Source organism: Moorena sp. SIO4A1 (assembly GCF_010672065.1).
In the GTDB taxonomy this organism is placed as follows: domain Bacteria; phylum Cyanobacteriota; class Cyanobacteriia; order Cyanobacteriales; family Coleofasciculaceae; genus Moorena.
This window is the reverse complement of sequence record NZ_JAAHHX010000075.1, coordinates 11,511-29,636: the sequence shown is the minus strand read 5'-3', so window position 1 is coordinate 29,636 and position 18,126 is coordinate 11,511. Positions and strand designations below refer to the sequence as shown.

Annotated in this window: 14 protein-coding genes; 6 read left to right on the top strand and 8 right to left on the bottom strand. The window is 45.0% G+C overall.

Annotation, left to right across the window (positions count from 1 at the left end):
- Positions 1–641: 641 nt before the first annotated feature.
- Positions 642–4,100, bottom strand: a complete 3,459-nt coding sequence (locus F6K53_RS30345; protein ID WP_293072173.1) for a GAF domain-containing protein — start codon at positions 4,098–4,100, stop codon at positions 642–644.
- 484 nt (positions 4,101–4,584) lie between these two features.
- Here F6K53_RS30345 and F6K53_RS30340 point away from each other — a divergent pair, with 484 nt between their 5' ends.
- Positions 4,585–5,619: a phosphate/phosphite/phosphonate ABC transporter substrate-binding protein gene (locus F6K53_RS30340; protein WP_293072172.1), complete on the top strand. Its 1,035-nt coding sequence runs from the start codon at positions 4,585–4,587 to the stop codon at positions 5,617–5,619.
- Positions 5,620–5,768: 149 nt separating this feature from the next.
- Positions 5,769–5,915, top strand: coding sequence for a hypothetical protein (locus F6K53_RS30335; RefSeq protein WP_293020171.1), 147 nt, complete (start codon positions 5,769–5,771; stop codon positions 5,913–5,915).
- Positions 5,916–5,953: 38 nt separating this feature from the next.
- Here the strand turns inward: F6K53_RS30335 and chrA are convergent, their stop codons facing one another.
- A complete protein-coding gene (gene chrA / locus F6K53_RS30330) occupies positions 5,954–7,192 on the bottom strand; it encodes a chromate efflux transporter (protein WP_293020170.1) in 1,239 nt (412 codons plus the stop codon).
- Between the two features lie 10 nt (positions 7,193–7,202).
- On the bottom strand, positions 7,203–8,213 hold the full coding sequence (locus F6K53_RS30325; protein ID WP_293072171.1) for a sulfotransferase: 1,011 nt from the start codon (positions 8,211–8,213) through the stop codon (positions 7,203–7,205).
- Positions 8,214–8,882: 669 nt separating this feature from the next.
- Between F6K53_RS30325 and F6K53_RS30320 the strand changes: the two genes are divergently transcribed.
- Positions 8,883–9,029, top strand: a complete 147-nt coding sequence (locus tag F6K53_RS30320; RefSeq protein ID WP_293020168.1) for a hypothetical protein — start codon at positions 8,883–8,885, stop codon at positions 9,027–9,029.
- 463 nt (positions 9,030–9,492) lie between these two features.
- Complete coding sequence (locus tag F6K53_RS30315; RefSeq protein WP_293073326.1) at positions 9,493–11,187, top strand: hypothetical protein; 1,695 nt, start codon at positions 9,493–9,495, stop codon at positions 11,185–11,187.
- Between the two features lie 84 nt (positions 11,188–11,271).
- On the opposite strand, the gene F6K53_RS30310 is transcribed toward F6K53_RS30315, so the two are convergent.
- Complete coding sequence (locus F6K53_RS30310) at positions 11,272–11,424, bottom strand: hypothetical protein (protein WP_293020166.1); 153 nt, start codon at positions 11,422–11,424, stop codon at positions 11,272–11,274.
- A gap of 493 nt (positions 11,425–11,917) precedes the next feature.
- On the opposite strand from F6K53_RS30310, the gene F6K53_RS30305 reads away from it, so the two are divergent.
- Positions 11,918–12,100 (top strand): hypothetical protein, encoded by a 183-nt coding sequence (locus tag F6K53_RS30305; protein ID WP_293073328.1) that lies wholly within the window; start codon positions 11,918–11,920, stop codon positions 12,098–12,100.
- Between the two features lie 145 nt (positions 12,101–12,245).
- Here the strand turns inward: F6K53_RS30305 and F6K53_RS30300 are convergent, their stop codons facing one another.
- The 3 genes from F6K53_RS30300 to F6K53_RS30290 all read right to left on the bottom strand — a co-directional run bounded on the left by F6K53_RS30300 (position 12,246) and on the right by F6K53_RS30290 (position 13,908).
- Complete coding sequence (locus tag F6K53_RS30300; protein WP_293073331.1) at positions 12,246–12,392, bottom strand: hypothetical protein; 147 nt, start codon at positions 12,390–12,392, stop codon at positions 12,246–12,248.
- Between the two features lie 320 nt (positions 12,393–12,712).
- Positions 12,713–13,432, bottom strand: a complete 720-nt coding sequence (locus F6K53_RS30295; RefSeq protein ID WP_293083222.1) for a transposase — start codon at positions 13,430–13,432, stop codon at positions 12,713–12,715.
- Between the two features lie 20 nt (positions 13,433–13,452).
- Complete coding sequence (locus F6K53_RS30290; protein WP_293083220.1) at positions 13,453–13,908, bottom strand: hypothetical protein; 456 nt, start codon at positions 13,906–13,908, stop codon at positions 13,453–13,455.
- A 70-nt stretch (positions 13,909–13,978) separates the two neighbouring features.
- On the opposite strand from F6K53_RS30290, the gene F6K53_RS30285 reads away from it, so the two are divergent.
- Complete coding sequence (locus F6K53_RS30285) at positions 13,979–17,380, top strand: filamentous hemagglutinin N-terminal domain-containing protein (protein ID WP_293072382.1); 3,402 nt, start codon at positions 13,979–13,981, stop codon at positions 17,378–17,380.
- Here F6K53_RS30285 and F6K53_RS30280 read toward each other — a convergent pair.
- Complete coding sequence (locus tag F6K53_RS30280) at positions 17,329–17,652, bottom strand: hypothetical protein (RefSeq protein ID WP_293072384.1); 324 nt, start codon at positions 17,650–17,652, stop codon at positions 17,329–17,331. The two genes, F6K53_RS30285 and F6K53_RS30280, sit on opposite strands and share 52 nt — an antisense overlap.
- Positions 17,653–18,126: the final 474 nt, after the last annotated feature.

Sequence of the window (18,126 nt, the reverse complement as noted above, 5' to 3'; positions counted from 1 at the left end):
GTCAAGGAAAAGAAGTAGCAATGATAAGTGAGTTCTTTTGGAATTGGTTGCGCCGTGTACTTGGAGACTTGTTCGCACGGTGCTTTGGGGACGAAGCGGGAGCAATCCCGCTGACTTACCCGATTTAGTGATAAAAAACCTGATCCGATGAAACCTTACTCCTTTACTTCAGCATAGCTGCCTGCCCACCTTCCGGGCGGGGGTTTAGGGGGGATTCCCTCTGCCTTCGATTCGGATCTTAGTATAAGTATTCAGGACATGAGCTTACTAGGATAAACGCTATATGTCCAGTTAATTATAGCATTTTAATTTGAAACTATGATTTATCTAAAAAGCGATACGATGATTTTTTGGTGTTATGAGAAATAGTGGGGTTGATGATATATTTTTTAAGGCTATATAGCAGTTATAAATTGGGTGAGGGACTTTTGTCCTAGGTTAATGGTAGTAGGGAGTAGGTAGTAGGGAGTAAGGAGTAGAGTAGTGGTAAAGATGTAGTGGTTTTGCTACAAAAAAATCCTATCGAAGAAAGCCCATTTCTGACACTAGGCACCCTGACACTAGGCACCCTGACACTAGGTCAGAAACCTAAAACCTCAAGCCTAAAGCCTAAAGCATTCTAGGGGTTTGAAAAATTTTTGTTAACTTTTTAAACCACTAACCGACTCCTGCAATTCCTGAGCTACGGCTACAGTTGAGGTTAAGGAACTTGAAATTTCCCTAGAGGAATCAAAGGTGCGTTCCGAGAATTGAGCCATCTCTTTGATCAACATAGCAACCCTCTGAGTGGTTTCGCTTTGGGAAACACTCCCCTGGGAAATGGCTGCTACTAGCTGCTCGATCTGGCACGAAGCCGACCTCAGCTGTTTCAGATTCTGCTTAGCTTCCTCAACTCGACTTGTCCCCTTCTCCACCACAGCAGTGCTCTGTTCCATTACCTTCACTAATTGAGACGTTTCTAGGTCGATCTCATCTACTATCTTGTGAATTTCCTGGGTAGCTTTGATCAATTGGTTGGTAAGCTGATTTACTTCTTTGGCAATCACGACAAAACCCTGAATCCCATTACCAGACCGCCCAGCCTCAATCTCAGCGTTAATAGCCAAAACATTGGTTTGGACCAAGAGCATGTTGCTCAAGGCAACCACCTTAGCAATCTTCTCGGAAGATTTACCTAGCTGGTTCACTCTTGACGTGGTTTCGCCAATCGTGTCTCGCAATTCCAGGATACTCTCCTGAGTTAGATGAATAGCACTGCTGCTAGCTTCAACAGTGGTTGCAATTCCATCAACCACCCTCGCCGCCTGATCAGCATTCTCAGCCACTGCTTGAATCGAATCGGTGATTTGCTCCACTGAATCCAGGGCGTGATTGGTTTCTGAAGCGTGCTTAAGAGCATCTTCTGCTAGTTGACCGACTACCACCTCGTTGTTTCCCAGTAAGGTATTGACTTCAACCGCTGAGTTGTTGACCTGGGTTACGATAGTTTGCAAATTTTCAATAATGGTGTTAGAATAATCAGCAACTTTACCAATCTCATCCAAAGTCAGGTCAGAGCGCACTGTCAGATCTCCTAGTGCTGCCCCTTGCAAATTTTCAAGCAGTACCAGCAGTTGCTCCTGGAGTGCTTCTTTTTCCTGTCTTTGCTCTTGAGAAATTCTTTCCGTCTTTTCGAGGAGATTAGCCTGCTCTAGAGCAAAGCCCAATTGAATCGCCACTTGAGTGAAAACGTTGATATCCGTTTCCTGCCAAGCTCTTGGCTGTGAACATTGATGGGCAGCCAGAAAGCCAATCAATTTCCCTGCCACGAAAATCGGTGCCACTAAACTTGCCTTAGCTCCAAGCAGTAGAGAAGTTTGGCCAAGCCTCTCTACTTGGGACTTCTGGTAGTGGGTTAACTCACCCTCAAGATTATCAATGGCTAGAACCTGATGTGACTGGTAGTGATCAACATCCTCTAGGGCAAAATCCAACTCTTCCTTCTGTGTTTCTGGGGTAACAGAGCCATCCAGAGTTACTGAAAGGCCAACCATTGAGCCTTTATGATTCTGTTCGAGGAGGTAAATGATTGTGCGATCGCACGAGAGCGCTCTTTTAATTCCCACCACCGTAGCTGCGAAAATCTTTTCCCGTTCTAGGGATTTAAGCATGCTAGCGGTAATCTCATTTAACGTTTGGGAAATGTCCACCGTGGCTTGCTGCTGTTCCAGGAGCAGGGCTTGGGTGAGGGCATCACCAATTTGTCTAGTTAACTGCTGCATTAACTCACGTTCTGACTCCTGCCAAGGGTGGGGTTTTGAGCAATCATTCGCATACAACAAGCCGAAAAGTTCACCCCCAACTATAATTGGGGCAACTAGGCTGGCTACGACACCAAGGCGTTCAAGGAACTGGCCAGGAGCACCAGTTAGAGTAGCTTGTTGAAGGTTCTCGACACTCACAAGCTTCTCCAACTTAAACTGTCTAATTTCCCCGGTCGTGATTGGTTCATAAATAGTTTGCCCTAGGGCTTCAACCATACCAGAATCTACGACCTCCGCTGCAATTATCCCGCTTTTGAAGTCAGGATTAAAGCGATAGATAAACACACGGTCTGTCTTGAGGGCAAGGTGTACCCCATAAACGGAAGTTTGTAGGATATTGTCGAAGTTTAAGGATTGCTGAAGCTGGTTGCTGACTAGCGCTAGTGTCCGCGCCTGTTCAGTTTCTTGTTCTTGCTCCTGTAATCGACCTTTGACCCGTGTCACCAGGTTATTAAAGACTTGAGCCAATAGCTGCGTCTCGGTAGCACCAACAAGCTCCGCCTGAACGTTCAGGTTGCCTGCAATCACCGCCTTAGCAGTATTAGCCAACTGACCCAAGGGTTTTGCTAACTGATCGGATAAAGCTCTCACTACCAAGGTAATAATAATGCCCAGTAGCACGAACACACTAGCAAAGCCTATTGCCGCTTTTCTACCCGCTGCTCTGAGTTCACTAAGTTTGATCGAGACGGCCACAGTCCAATTGCTATCAGGAACTGCAACCAATATATAGTGCCTGCTATTATGATCAAAGGTGGCCAGCTTTAAGTTTGGGAAAAGTTCTGAATTAGCTGACTTTATGGTCAGTCCCTTCTGCTGCACTGTTTGCCCAGTTTTAACAGCTTCGAGCAAAATTTTTAGGTTCTGTACAACTACTTGATCCTTTGCCCCGAGCAGTTTCTGTGGCTGGTCTTTACTCTTCCCTTGGTAGATGGTATCAACAACAGCCACAGTGTCGTCTTCTTTCAGGGCTAGTAGCTGCATAGATTGAGAATCCCCAATTTCCAAATCCTTCAGCAGGTTTTTAAATATGGTGCTGAAAACCGAGGCAGGCAAAACTCCTCTAACAACCCCTAGGAATTCATCAGTTGCTGGGTCTGTGATCGCTTTGCTGAACTCAATCACGAACCGATCGTCAGTGTGATCAAATTTCGTTTTAATCACCTGCTGACTGGGATCATATTTTGCCTCTTGCCACCAGGGTTGATTCCGTTGGACAAATTCAGGAGTAGGACTGTTGTAAGCCACATTAAACCCGTGCTTTTCGGTGAAAGATATCTCGGCAAACTCATACATTTCTGTAGTTTTACGTAAGTAATCATTGAGAGCTTGATTTGGCTGGATTAACCGGGTAGCCGAGAAAGACTCTTCAACCTCGTCGTAGGGTAATTTGGAAAGGTTTTGATCTTGAGAAACTTTGGCTGCAGTGCTAGCCGCCTCAACTACTAGAGGGCTAGCTGCCAAAGTAGCAGGTATTCTTTTTGCTTCCTCCAAAAATATATAGAAAACTCTGCCCGCAACTAGGCTTTCACTCTCTAATAGTTGCTCAGCTTGCTGTTGGGAGCTGCGGGAAATAGCACTGTAGCTGAATAGTCCAGCCAGACCTAGAGGGGTTAAAACCGCTGGGAGAATGGTCTTCAATAATTGAGTGCGCAGATCATTACTTTTCCTTTGTGGTTGGGAATTGTTGGAATCGGTGGGTTGACTTGATTGTTGATGGTAGTGCTGTTGTCGATCTTGGGTTATCCCTTGAGGTATGACTGGTAATTCCCAGGGTAAGTCTTTTGAACAATGCATAGGACTGTGACTATTTTTCCGATCAGGATAACTATAGGGTTTATAAACGAGTTGTGAAAATCCATAAACCAAAAATTCTTGGTATTACAGGAATCTTGGCCGGGTGAGAGTTCACAACCTATTTATAATTTATAGATTGACTACAGTTTTTAATGTAACCATATTTATCTAGGAATTAATCTCAGTCAATTAACTGAATTTTATGCCTTAAGAGTTACGCCAATTTAATTAATATACGCTAGGGATAGTAGTGATATAGTCATATCTAACTCTACAGGTAGAGTTTTTGGGAGTTTTTGTGTATGCTCGCAACTGCTGACAGTAAAAACTAAGGCTGGCTAAGAGATATCTAAAACTTCATCGAAACTTCATCGAAAATTTATCAAAGTATCCATCAATTGAAATAACTCTTGCTAAATAAAAAATAAGATATATTTTAAATTATTTTTATGATTCTTATTATTGAAGAATTTAATCGGTTTTGATGGTTAAAAATCTAGTAAACTCAATAAGTTATCAACAGACAATAATTCATCTGTTGACTGGTGTATCTATTGCTCTTATCCTAGGGCTTACCGCCTGCGAGAAGAAACAGTCTGCAAACCCATCAGTGATACCCGTTGATACTTCCCATCAACAAGTGTCGGACAATACTGTCCGGGTGGGTGTGCTGATCATTGATAGCGTGGATTCTGTCAAACAACGGTATCAGCCACTCCTAAACTACCTCTCTGGGGTGATTAATCGCCCTTTCTCCTTAGTACCTGTTACCCAAGAAAGTCAATTCATTGAAGTAGCCCAAGGTAATTTGCACTTTACCACCAACAATCCTCTGGCAGCTGTGCAAATCCGTCGGCTCTACGATACGGAATTTCTACTTACCCACTCTCGACCTCAGGTGGGTACAAAATTTGGTGGTCTGATCATCGTCAGAAGCGATAGCAATATCTACAAGCTGAAGGATCTGCAGGGTAAGAAGGCAGCCTGCGTGGCTTTTCAAACGGCGGCGGCTGGCTGCACTTTCCAAATCTATCATCTGCTTGAACATGGTATTGACCCGTTCCTGGACTTCAGCAGTTTTGTGGAAAACAAATCACAAGACAAGATCGTGCTTGACGTAGTCAACGGCAAAATTGATGTTGGGTTTATCCGTACAGGTCAATTAGAAAAGATGCTCAACCAAGGCTTGTTGGAAAACCTGGAACAGCTGAGAATCCTAGATTCGGCTAAGGACGAATTCTTCTATACTCATACCACCCAGCTCTATCCCGAGTGGCCAATTGCTGCGGTTAAGGGTACTGACCCGCAATTAGTCGCAGCAGTGACTGAAGCGCTTCTGAATATCCCAGCAAACCATCCAGCCCTCGTAGCTGCTAAGATAGAAAAATTTTTACCGGCAGAGGATTATGGCTCCCTGGATAAGCTGATTGAAACGTTGACGCTAAAAAGTTGGCATGCTAATAGGGATCCGTTTAGGAATTCTGGGAACAGGCAACAGGGAGTAGGGAGTAGGGAGTAGGGAGTAGGGAACAAAAATTCTCACCATTCCTACACGGATTGCTATAGCATTTGTATTTGAGATGTAAACCGAGAAGGTGTTATTTTATTTTACTAAAAAACTCTGGAGCTCTTGCCCCTCTTGCCTTCCCCTCCTGGGAGGGGTTAGGGGTGGGTTCCTCTTGCCTCTTGCCTTTTTCGACAATCTATAACTTTACAACTTGTTTTAAAACTCTATATTATAGCAATCCTAAATCAATTGAGAGAATGTTTGTTCCCTGTTCCCTACTCCCTGCTCCCTGCTCCCTGTTCCGGTGATCCGCTGTTCCCTGTTCCCTTTGCTATAGCAACCCATTCTAGATTGAGTAAAGTACTAAGCCTAAAATTCCAGCAATCGGGATAATTAACAGCACCTTCACGCGGAACCGCCACATGGCAGCTAAAGCTGCGGCAAAGATCACCAGGCTGCCAACATGAAATTCAGCACTCCCAGCTACTACAATAGCAGCGGTAATGATCATGCCAATGACGGCAGGACGAATTCCTTTGAGCGCCGCCTGAATGACTGTAGATTCTTTGATATGTTTCAATAAGTGGGAACAGGTTACCATCAGCAGTCCTGGTGGTAAAAAAATTCCTACTGTTGCTACTATTGCTCCCGAAATCCCTTTCACCACATAACCGATGAAGGCAGCGCTGATCAGAATTGGTCCAGGAGTAATTTGTCCGATTGCGATCGCATTAGCAAATTCTGTCTGAGTCACCCAACCGTAATTATTCACCACCACTTCTTGAATCAGGGGAATGAACACGTAGCCTCCACCAAATAGCATTAGGCTCATGCCGGAAAATGTGACGAATAGTTTCGCGAGGCTGGTTTCCCCCAAAAAGGGTAGGGGAATCAGAGAAAGCAACAGAAAACTCAGGAGGATGAGCAAGGTGACTGACAGCTTCAGCCAGGAAATCCCCTGAATTGACTCCTGAATCGGTTGAGCTTGGGAATTCTCCTGTCCCGACTGCTTAGTGTCACCTAACCAAAGCCATCCTACCAATCCAGAACCCACCACGACTAGTACAGTAATGTAGAATCCTCCTATTACCTTGAGTAGGACTGCCGCTATCAAAGCAATCATTACTTCCCGCCAGCCTTTGATCGCTTTTTTGCTCATGCGCCTGGCGGCACTCAAGATAATCGCCGCCACCGCAGGAATAAATCCCGCAAAGGCTTTTTGAAGTGCTGGAATTTCCCCGACCTGGAGATAAGCAATGGTGAGACCAATTACCAGGATAAAAGAAGGGAGCAACACACCGATAGCACTGACTACAGCTCCATTAGTCCGCCGCAAGCGATAGCCCACATAGGCTACTACATTAGCAGCAACTGGGCCAGGTAAAACAGTGGCTAAGGAAATGCCATCTAGCATATCTTCATGGGTGAGGAGCTTGTGCCGCCGCACCATCCGATTCTCAACTACGGAAATCAGAGCCATGAAACCGCCAAAGGCTGTACTTCCGATCTTGAAAAAGTTCCAGAACAGAAACCAAAGGGATACCGACTCGGGATTTTCCGAGTTTACATGCAGTTTTTTTAACATAGTCAGTTATTTAAGCCACTACGGTCTGGCGTGCTTTAATCTCTTTGAGCAAAGTGGCTTGGCGATCCCGTCGCTTTAAGTCCTCAGGATCCATCTTTTGGCGTACTTCTGCTTTTAACCTTTGGTTAATCGCATTAAATTTAGCGATCGCAGTGCTGCTGAATTTGATTTCTTTACTTTGAAGAATCCCAACCCGTTCGTAACCGAGAGCATCAAGTACATCTCCCGCCACCAATTCAAAAATCAGGATTTCCTCATCCGTAGCTTCCTGGAGAAACTTCTTAGTGTTTTGCTTAATTACAGGTTGGGTTACATTACTCCATAGGGAGCTAGACGTTGCAGTATTCGAGGCTTCCTGGGATTGATGGAAATCCAGCATCTCAGGAGTATACTGCACCCCTAGGAAATTACACAGATCCTGCAGAGTAGTCTCAGGAGAGCTGATTAGGGTTTCATAACTGATACTGAAAAACCTATCGGGACTTAGGCGAGAGCGCATCTGGAGTGCTAAACGCTGGGCTTTTGCCCATTCTTGAGCAATATGGTAGAAGTGCTTTTCTCCAACCACTGCCTTCTTAAAAGAAACCGCCACATCTCGACCATCCCGGTACAAATAGATAAATTTAGCGTTTTCCAAGTAAGCGGTAATCTCTGGCAGGTAGTAAACGTTGGCTAAACTTTTGCAACACCATTGCCGTGCTCCCCAAGTTTGTGCCATAATATCGTAAACAGAGGCAAATATCGCCACCAAAGACCGCTCTCGGCAAAAGGAAATAACTTCCTTTGTATCTAAATGCACACCCTCCCAAGGGACGGGATTGAGTTCCACTAAACGACACACATCATTGACTAAGAGGGTAAAGGTGTCCGTTTGACTCAAATCCCCATAGCTAGGTAGTAATGGCATCATCCGCTGCAATATGTGAGGGGAGTGGGGAGCAGCGAGATCACCGATCTGATTCAACATCAGGCGCAATAAATTAGAGCCTGAGCGTTGGGTGCCGATCATAAAAATAGACATAACTTTGAGCTATCCTCATCACTGAATTCCAATTGCTGACCTTGATCACCGATTAAGTAGAAGCAGCCATCAGAAAACGTTGTGGTTGCAATGCAGCACAATAAAAGTTTGGTCTTCACCAAAGCAACTCTCCCTAGCTGTGAGTGGAGCGGTGTTTAGCTGACTAACCAAGCTCTGTCTAGTGGATAAATGCACAGAAATCACTCTTGACTTACTGCTGCAATAGGGGGTTTGAGTAGCAATGCTACAGAAACTTAAGCCCTTGACTAAAACTGAGGCAGCAATAAATGCTTTAACAACCGATAAGCGCGTTTATATCTTGGTTGTAAACAAAATTCTTGCTGTACAAGGCATGCATGTAAGAGGCAAAAGGCAAGAGGGGAAAGAGATACGGAGTTTTATTGGAGAAGAAAAAAAGACCTCCTATGTTTACATCTGATTTATAAACCCTATAAACCAGATCACACCTTCGTTAACTGATTACCCGATCCGGGATAACAGCCGAAAATTAAGCACTATCACTAAAGTAGATAGGTTAAATGATTGACATTTTAGGCAGTTAAACCAACAATCAAGGGTTTTAGCTATAGGGAACAGCGGATCTGGGAACAGCGGATCTGGGAACAGCGGATCTGGGAACAGAGGGTGACAGACATTTTATATATCTGAGTGCGTAAGTCCTGTGTCATACCAATTCTTAGCGCTCACACCGCTAAACATCAATTTCATCTCCCCATCTCCCGACTCCCGACTCCCGACTCCCGACTCCCGACTCCCGACTCCCGACTCCCGACTTCAAAAAATCTGTATCAATGAAATAAAACTGAAGCCAAACTGAGAAAAAAAAGCAAAACTGAGACAACTGAGACAAAAACTGAGACAACTATTATGCCAACTTATGCTATATAGCGCCTCTCAATAGAATTAATTTCATCGGTTGATGGTTCAACCTGAGATTAGTCTGAGAAAAATCTAAGCTCACCCTGGGCTAAGTATGAAAAAAATTATACAACTAAGCCTAGTTAAAATAACTGAGGTAAAAAACTGAGACAAAAACTGAGACATTAGGCTCTGATCCGAATGCCATTGTAGAAATATAGACACCTTAGCGGCTAGACAAAAGCGCTAATGCCCTGTTGAAAGCTATGGTTTTTGCCTAAGGGTCAATGTTTGCCTGAGGTTAAAAACATTACACTGGTCTATGGCCGGTAGACCAGTGTTTACTTCCAGTCTCAACTTCATTCACCAACTTCATTCACTTGCATTCGGAGGAACTTTGATGTCAAACACTTTTATTCCCACTGGAGAAACTCTAACCGAGCCCGTAGTACTACCTGGAGTAGGGGATTCTTTAACCGTATTCGGTACATTAGATGTTGATGGTAGTGCTGTTGATATCACCGGCACTAATGCCAGCATCTTTAACGCAGAAACAGGGACAATTGATGGTAGCTTCAACGGTGTCAACTTCTTTAATGGTGGTGCTTCTTCTGGCACATTAACCAACCAAGGCTTGATTACCAGTGATAGTCGTCCCGTCAACATCGGTGGTCAGAACATCAGGGTTGATAACTTAGCCCAGATTATCTCTTCTGCAAGTCCTCGGGATGGTGTCGTTTACGCTGACCAGACTGCTACATCCTATGATATTTTCAACGGTCCTGATGCTGTAATTGATGTGGGTGAGGGGAATGATGGAGATGCCATTTCTCTACAACTCGGTGCTAATGTCACAGGTAGTGTGGTTAATCAAGGTACGGTGATCGGACGTGGTGTGCCGGTGGGTAACAACCAAGCTACTGCGATTCGCCTCAGACAGGGTACTGACATCGGAGGAGCGGATGTCTCAGTCTTCAATGGTGATATTGTCAATGAAGGCACCTTGACCTCAGAAACTGACAGTGGTGTCCTGATTGAGTCGGGAGTCGAACTCAACGGTACAATCGTTAACAACGGTACGATTGATGGTGCTTTCAACGGCGTCAGCTTTGGCAATGGCGGTACCTCTTCTGGAGCGCTGCAAAATTTCGGTACTATCACTAGTGCTAGTCGTGCCGTAAATATCGGTGGTCAAGATATTAGCCTTCAAAACTTCGGTGAGATTCTCACCTCTGCCAGTCCCCGGGATGGTGTGGTTTACACTGACCAGAGTGCGCTTTCCTACTCGATTGTCAACGAAAGTAGTGGTCTGATCGATGTGGGTGAAGGCAATGATGGAGATGCCATTTCTCTACAACTCGGTGCTGATGTCACAGGTAGCGTGATTAATCGGGGTACGGTGATCGGACGTGGTGTGCCGGTGGGCAACAACCGAGCTACTGCTGTTCGCCTCAGACAGGGTACTAATACTGACCTCTCAGTCTTCAATGGTGATATTGTCAATGAAGGCACCTTGACCTCAGAAACTGATGCGGCAGTACTGATTGAGGACGGAGTCGAACTCAACGGCGAAATCATTAACAGGGGCACTATCAACGGTGGTGTTGTTGCAGGCAGCCCTCAGGTGGCTATTGATGTTCAGGATGCTGAGGGTGACGTAACTATTGTTAACCAAGGCACTATCAACGGCGATGTTCTACTCAGTGCGGGTGATGATACCTATGATGGTATCGCAGGCACTGTTAATGGTACTGTTTTCGGTAATGAAGGCAATGACACTCTGATTGGTGGTAGCGTTAATGATGTCTTGAACGGAGGGGTTGGCAATGACTTGTTAACTGGCAATTCAGGTGCAGACATCTTCGCCTTCGGCAGTGAAATCTTCCAAGACGGTCTCCAGGATTTTGACCAAATCACTGACTTTCAGGCAGGGGATAGCTTTGATTTCGCTGATGAGTTCTTGGGCAATATTAGTTTCGGTCGCGAAACAGTTAGTGGTCAAGAAGCGGTAGTAGCCATCCTTGGTGGCGAGGATAATCTGACTGTATTCGGCAATCTTGATGCTGCTGAGCAGGCACTTGATGCATTTGTGTAACACAACAGTTTAATCCCAAGACTGTTCCGATTAGTTCTTACATAAAAGGTGTTTACCCAAGACTGTTAGCGATCGCTAGTTAGATTAGCGATCGCATTTTTTATCTAAGCTCAATAGCTTACATAAAAACCATATAGCAGTTTTCAATTGGGTGAGGTATAAATTCCTAGGGAGTAGGGAGTAGGGAGTAGGGAGCAGGGAGCAGGGGGAGCATGTCACCTTTGTAATTAGGTACATGGATCCCCCCTCCTTAAAAAAGGGGGGAATTAGATGAAAAACTCCCTGTGATTAAGAATTCGATTCAATTCAAAAGTCCCCCTTATTAAGGGGGATTTAGGGGGATCTAAACCAGGAATTAACAAAACTGACATGCTCCCGGGAACAGGGAACAGGGAAAAAATCCTGTGTACCTCACCGAATTAAAAAACGCTGTAATATGAGCTCAAAATGATATAAGTCTGAATAAAATCGCAAAACTGATACAAAAACTGAGATAAATAGTCTTGATTACTATGCTATAACCACCCCTAAGCTTGTTGAGTATCTCTATTTATTGGTCAATCTGAAAGTAACTTAAACTTAATCTGAATACAGCCTTAAAATAATCTAATAAAAATCACAAATATCAGCTTAATAAAAACACTTGATTCAAAAACTGATGCAAAAAATGAGACAGTATTCCTGGCTCTGCTCATTACTCTAAAACTAGACAGGTAAAGAGGACAGGGTAATGTGGCAGAAAATCATCGTTTGGCTTATAACTGAAATTATTTTAAACTTGGTAGGAATTGATGACCTAGCGGACTATAGCGAATTCATCTTTGAGAAACAAGTCATTAATTTCAACAGCTCTCAGCTGTCAGCTGTCAGCCGTCAGCTCAATGCTTACGTTTGGGAGAATCATTTCCCCTAGCATCAGGGATGTCGGTAAGTGTGAATATTAAGGAGATAAAGCATCGAGTGATTACTATCTTTACTGGCTTTTTAAATAATAAGTTTGATAGTTTAAAGGGGACTAAATAGAGGTAATTTAGAATTAATAATTTAGAATTAATAATTTAGAATCGGGAATCGGGAATCGGGAATCGGGAATCGGGAATCGGGAATCGGGAATCGGGAATCGGGAATCGGGAATCGGGAACAAGTAATCCAAAATAGGTAATCCAGAACAGGTAATCCAGAACAGTAATAATAGTTGACTGCATCGCTACTCCCTACTCCCTACTCCCTACTCCCTACTCCCTACTCCCTATTCCCTATTCCCTGTTCCCTTTGCTAGATTTTTATGAATTTTCAGTAAAGTTCTTTTAAAGAGTTCTTAAATCATTAAAACTTAACTCATAGTTTATGAAATAATCCGAGAAATCGGGAGCATTTTGATTGATTAACATGAAACCTCGGATTGATCGACTTCTGCAAACAAGTCCCTTTGTTCTCTATTCTCTACTAGCTGCAACTACAGCATTAGGACAAATCACTCCAGATAATACCCTCGGTAAGGGGCTTGCAAATAAATAAGGTACCATTAGATAGGCTCAATCATAACATCCCATTTGGGAAGAGATTCAGACCTTTGCCACTGTTGTTTGTAGGGTTTTAGTTCATCCTCAGGCACCGTAATCTTTTTGGGATAGGTTCCCTCGACCAGATGAACTAAGGGAGGAAATCCATTCCAGGTCATATTGGCAGCCCATTGCAGAGCATCCTCAATGGAGTTGAGCAGGGAGCCATTCCAATAATTTTCCAAGGTTGCCCAACATCGCTCAATTGGATTGTATTTGCTGTGATAGGGGGGATAGTAAATCAAGTGAACCCTTAGACCTGTGGTTTGGACAAACTGAACCATTCGTTTGATAAACTGAGTGCGGTTACTTCGGACAGCAGAGCCACCATCAAGGTCAATGGCTAATGCTTCAATGCCAGGATAGTCCCCCTGATGCTCTTGCCACCAAGCTTCCAAACAATCGACGATAAAATCACTGGTCTCTGCGGACTGACCAAAGTAAATGGACAGTTGGTGCCCTAAAACATCCAAGATGCCAAAGGGCACCAACACAGCCTGCCAGTGGTCATCATGATCATCGGCTTTCAAAGCCTCTAAGGTTCGGGCTTTGCCACCTCTGGAAAGATTACCAATTTTGACCTTGGCTTTGCTGTCAATCGAAATCCGTAGGGTCTTCGGGTCAGCATCTGCTGCCTGATTGGATTGAGCCACATTCTCAAAAATGGCATCGGTTTCCGGTATTTTCTTATAAGGCTTGACTTTCAGTGTTTTTTTAAGCGGTAACCCATGCGATTCAACAGATTTCCAATCGTTTGGCGGGTCGGTAATTCATCCTCAGTATACCCTTTAACTTCTATCAATGCCTCGCGCACGGCCCTGGCACTCACACGGGCATAGTAGAAAGTGGATTGGAATTTCGGGTCGGCTTGGGCATGACCATCCACCAGATCACGGATATCACCTTCCAAATTCGGTAGTCTCTGTTCCGTCTGCTTACGACCTCGGGCCTGGTAGTTATCGACGCAGGTGATGCCAGTGCGACGTTCGTGGAGCCCTGTTTGCACACTTTTACGACTCCACCCTAAATAAGTCTCTACCTTGCGGGCTGAGCCATCAAAGTAGTCAACGGCCACCTTGGCCATGAACCCTCGTTTGATCGGACCTGTGAGTTTTTGGGCGGCATCTTGGATCGTCGCTTTAACGGTTTCATCTAGCATCTTTTATCCTCAGAACAAGTCCTCAATTATGCTCATGTTGGTTCCTTAAATTAACTGGTAGTCTATTTATTTGCAAGTCCCTAAGGTCAGTTCTGTAGTAACACCCAATGTGACTATTAATGGTGCCCTGGCAGATTTGATAGAAGGTGGAGCGATTAGAGACAGTAATCTCTTCCACAGCTTTTCGGATTTCAATGTGGCCGAGTTTGGGCGAGTTTATTTTGCGAATCCAGCAGGAGTTGCCAACATCCTGAGTCGGGTAACTGGAACAAATGTTTCTAATATTTTGGGGACTCTGGGAGTATTGGGAAATGCTAATTTATTTTTGATAAATCCCAATGGTATTGTATTCGGGTCCAATAGCAGACTCGATCTGGGAGGCTCATTTTTTGGGAGTACTGCTGATAGTATATTGTTTGACGATGGCACAGTATTCAGCGCAAAAAATCCCAATGATAAACCGTTATTAACTATTAATATTCCATCTGGGTTGCAATATGGCTCAAATCCCGGAAGTATTACTAATCAGTCTAGTCTGTTTTTGGTACCAAATGGTCAAACCTTAGGGCTGATTGGTGGTGAGGTTACTATTCCTGGTGGTTTGATAGCTGCATTGGATGGACGGATTGAGCTGGGGAGTGTGGGTAATGGTGTGGTGAACTTGACCCCAACCGATACTAGTTTTGTGTTGGATTATTCAGCAGTTCCAGCGTTTCAGGATATTAGTTTGTCTGACGGTGCTTTTGTTATTACCAGTGGCGAAAGTGGTGGCAGTATCCAGGTGCAGGGAGCTAATGTGAGTTTACGCGATCGCTCTTTTGTGTTTGCGAATACTGAAGGGGGTGGCAGTGGCGGTGGGATAGAGGTTCGAGCTTCTCAGTTGAGTCTTGAGGATGGTTCTATTATAGGTGCTAATGTATCCGGCTCAGGACAGGGGGGAGATTTGACAGTGGATGCCACTGAATCTGTGCGAGTGGTTGGTGCGTCTGATGGTACTCGCAGCCTCTTGGGAGCCCTAGTTCTTCCAGGAGCAACAGGAAAAGCGGGAGATGTGAGTATTACCACTGGGCAGTTAATGGTCTCTGATGGAGCACAAGTTTCAGCTAGCACTTTTGGTGAAGGGGACAGCGGAAATTTGACAGTGGATGCGGACTCTACTGTTCAAGTGATTGGTACTTCAGCTAATGGTCAGTTGCCCAGCGGCTTGTTTGCTCTAAGTTCTGGGATAGGAAAAGCGGGAGATGTCAGTATTACCACTGGGGAGTTAATCGTCTCTGATGGAGCATTTGTTTCAGTTAGCACTTTGGGTGAAAGGGACGGCGGAAATTTGACTGTGGATGCCTCTTCTAAGGTTCAAGTGATTGGTACCTCAGCCGATGGTAGGATTCCCAGCGGCTTGTTTGCTCTAACTTCTGGGATAGGAAAAGGGGGAAATGTCAGTATTACCACTGGGGAGTTAATCGTCTCTGATGGAGCAGTTTTTGATGCTAGCACAAGGGGTGAAGGGGACGGCGGAAATTTGACTGTGGATGCCTCTTCCAAGGTTCAAGTGATGGGTACCTCAGCCGATGGTCGGTCTCGCAGCGGCTTGCTTGCTCTAACTTCTGGGATAGGAAAAGGGGGAGATGTCAGTATTACCACTGGGGAGTTAATCGTCTCTGATGGAGCAGTTGTTAATGCTAGCACTATTGGTCAAGGGGACGCCGGAAATGTGACAGTGGATGCCTCTGAATCTTTTCAACTGATTGGTACCTCAGCAGATGGTGGGTTTACCAGCCGCTTGTTTACTCAAACTGAAGGGATAGGAAAAGCAGGAAATGTGAGTATTGCCACTGGGCAGTTAATGGTATCTGATGGAGCAGCGGTTTCAGCTAGTACTTTTGGTGAAGGGGACGGGGGAGATTTGACTGTGAATGCCGACTCTACGGTTCAAGTGATTGGTACCTCAGCCGATGGTCGGATTGGCAGCAGCTTGCGTACTCAAACTCAAGGGACAGGAAATGCGGGAGAGTTAAATATTACCACTGGGCAATTAATTGTATCTGATGGAGCACAAGTTTCAGCTGCCACTGTTGGTGAAGGGGATGGGGGAAATTTGACTGTGGATGCCTCTGAATCTGTTCAACTGATTGGTACCTCAGCCGATGGCAGGATTTCCAGCGGCTTGTTTACTCAAACTGAAGGGATAGGAAATGCGCAAAATTTGAGTATTAACACTGGGCAATTAATTGTATCTGATGGAGCACAAGTTTCAGCTGGCACTTTTGGTGAAGGGAATGGGGGAGATTTGAATGTGAATACTTCCTCTACGGTTCAAGTGATTGGTACCTCAGCTGATGGTCGGCGTCTCAGTCGCTTGTCTACTCAAACTCAAGGGAAAGGAAAAGCGGGAGATCTCAATATTACCACTGGCAAGTTAATTCTCAAAGATGGAGCACAAGTTTCAGCTGCCACTTTTGGTCAAGGGGACGGGGGAAATGTGACTGTCAATGCCTCCTCTAGTGTTCAAATCATTGGTACTAGTACCTCAGCCGATGGTGAGTTTCCCAGCGGCTTGTTTACTCTAACTGAAGGCACAGGAAATGCCGGAGAGTTGTTGAATATTACCACTGACAAGTTAATAATCTCTGATGGAGCAGAAGTTAGTGCTAGAAGTTTTGAACAGAGAACTTCAGCAGGCAAGGTAGAGATTAATGCTAACTCCATCTTCCTTGACAACAAAGGAATCATCACAGCAGAAACAGCAGGACAAGAAGGCAATATTATCCTAGAAGCTGGTGACATCCGACTCCTCAACGAAAGCAAAATTAATACTGACGCCCAGAATACCGATGGGGGCAATATATTTATTGATACTGATACCCTAGTCGGTCTGGGAAATAGCGACATTACCGCCAATGCTGAAGAAGGTCGAGGAGGTCGTGTTGAGATTAATGCCCAAGGCATCTTTGGCTTAGAGTTTCGCGACCGTCTCACTCCAGACAATGACATCACTTCCACCTCCAACCTTGGCTCATCCTTCAACGGTGACGTAATCCTCAACATCTCACAGGTAGACCCCACCTCAGGCTTAACCGAATTGCCAGGAAGCCCTGTAGATGCAGAAGCGATCCTGGCCAATGACCTTTGTGGCTTTGAGAATAATCGGATTGCTGGCGGGAGTTCCTTTTTCATTACCGGAAAAGGGGGTTTACCACCGACTCCAGAAGATCCGGTGATTAATGCCCACAGAACAGTGGGGTGGCGAACTCGTCCTGGCTTAGCCAGCACCAGCAGACAACGATTACAGCAGCAACCTTCAGTAACACAGCCTCAACCTCCCCAAGAAAAAAAAGTGATTATCGAAGCCCAAGGCTGGGTAACAGCAAAGGATGGCACGATTATTCTGACCGCCCATCCGTTTAGGGGTACTCCTGTTGATCAGATATTGCCCAATCTTGATTGCCATTCGGGAGTAGGGAGTAGGGAGTAGGCAGTAGGGAGTAGGTAATCGGGAATCGGTAGAACGGGCAAGATGCCAGTATCCTGCCTTGGGAATCGGTGGAACTGGCATCTTGCCAGTATCCCGCCTTGGGAATCGGTGGAACGGGCATCTTTTGTGGAACGGGCATCTTTTGTGGAACGGGCATCTTTTGTGGAACGGGCATCTTTTGTGGAACGGGCATCTTTTGTGGAACGGGCATCTTTTGTGGAACGGGCATCTTGCCCGTTACAATTATCCGGCAGGCAGGATGCCCACCCCACTGATATTCATCCCTCGATTCAGCAATGCCAAGAAAAGTTGCACCTGGCTGACAATACACGATCAGCCAGAGTTCAATGCAACTATCAACTCACAAAAGATTATAATAACAAAAACTGAGATAAACACTGATCTCTTTTAGATCTAGGTAGTCATGCTTTACTAGCAGATGGGTTGATCGGGTGCTCAGGTGCTCGGAAAAATTTGTATTAAGAGTAATTATGCGGAGATGATATAATTCCAGGTTGGGGGTTGTTTGATATTATGTCCGGATAATTAGTGATAAAAAACCTTCTGGGATTAAACCTTACTCCTTTACTTCAGCATAGCTGCTTTCTGCCTTCGATTCGGCGCAAGCGTGTAAGTATTCAACCGCACATGATATCACTTGCTGCCGACCACAGGTTTAAGAGCGCACAGGGTTCGGGCGCAAGGGAAGCGCCCCTAGAATTGATTGGTTTGACCCTCATGATCAG

Excerpts from the sequence above, each read along its gene's own strand:
- F6K53_RS30315 (WP_293073326.1), top strand. The coding sequence starts at position 9,493 with ATGTCAAACACTTTTATTCCCACTGGAGAAACTCTAACCGAGCCCGTA.
- F6K53_RS30340 (WP_293072172.1), top strand. The coding sequence starts at position 4,585 with ATGGTTAAAAATCTAGTAAACTCAATAAGTTATCAACAGACAATAATT.
- F6K53_RS30325 (WP_293072171.1), bottom strand. The coding sequence starts at position 8,213 with ATGTCTATTTTTATGATCGGCACCCAACGCTCAGGCTCTAATTTATTG.
- F6K53_RS30310 (WP_293020166.1), bottom strand. The coding sequence starts at position 11,424 with ATGTACCTAATTACAAAGGTGACATGCTCCCCCTGCTCCCTGCTCCCT.
- F6K53_RS30305 (WP_293073328.1), top strand. The coding sequence starts at position 11,918 with ATGTGGCAGAAAATCATCGTTTGGCTTATAACTGAAATTATTTTAAAC.
- F6K53_RS30300 (WP_293073331.1), bottom strand. The coding sequence starts at position 12,392 with ATGCAGTCAACTATTATTACTGTTCTGGATTACCTGTTCTGGATTACC.
- F6K53_RS30345 (WP_293072173.1), bottom strand. The coding sequence starts at position 4,100 with ATGCATTGTTCAAAAGACTTACCCTGGGAATTACCAGTCATACCTCAA.
- chrA (WP_293020170.1), bottom strand. The coding sequence starts at position 7,192 with ATGTTAAAAAAACTGCATGTAAACTCGGAAAATCCCGAGTCGGTATCC.
- F6K53_RS30290 (WP_293083220.1), bottom strand. The coding sequence starts at position 13,908 with ATGCTAGATGAAACCGTTAAAGCGACGATCCAAGATGCCGCCCAAAAA.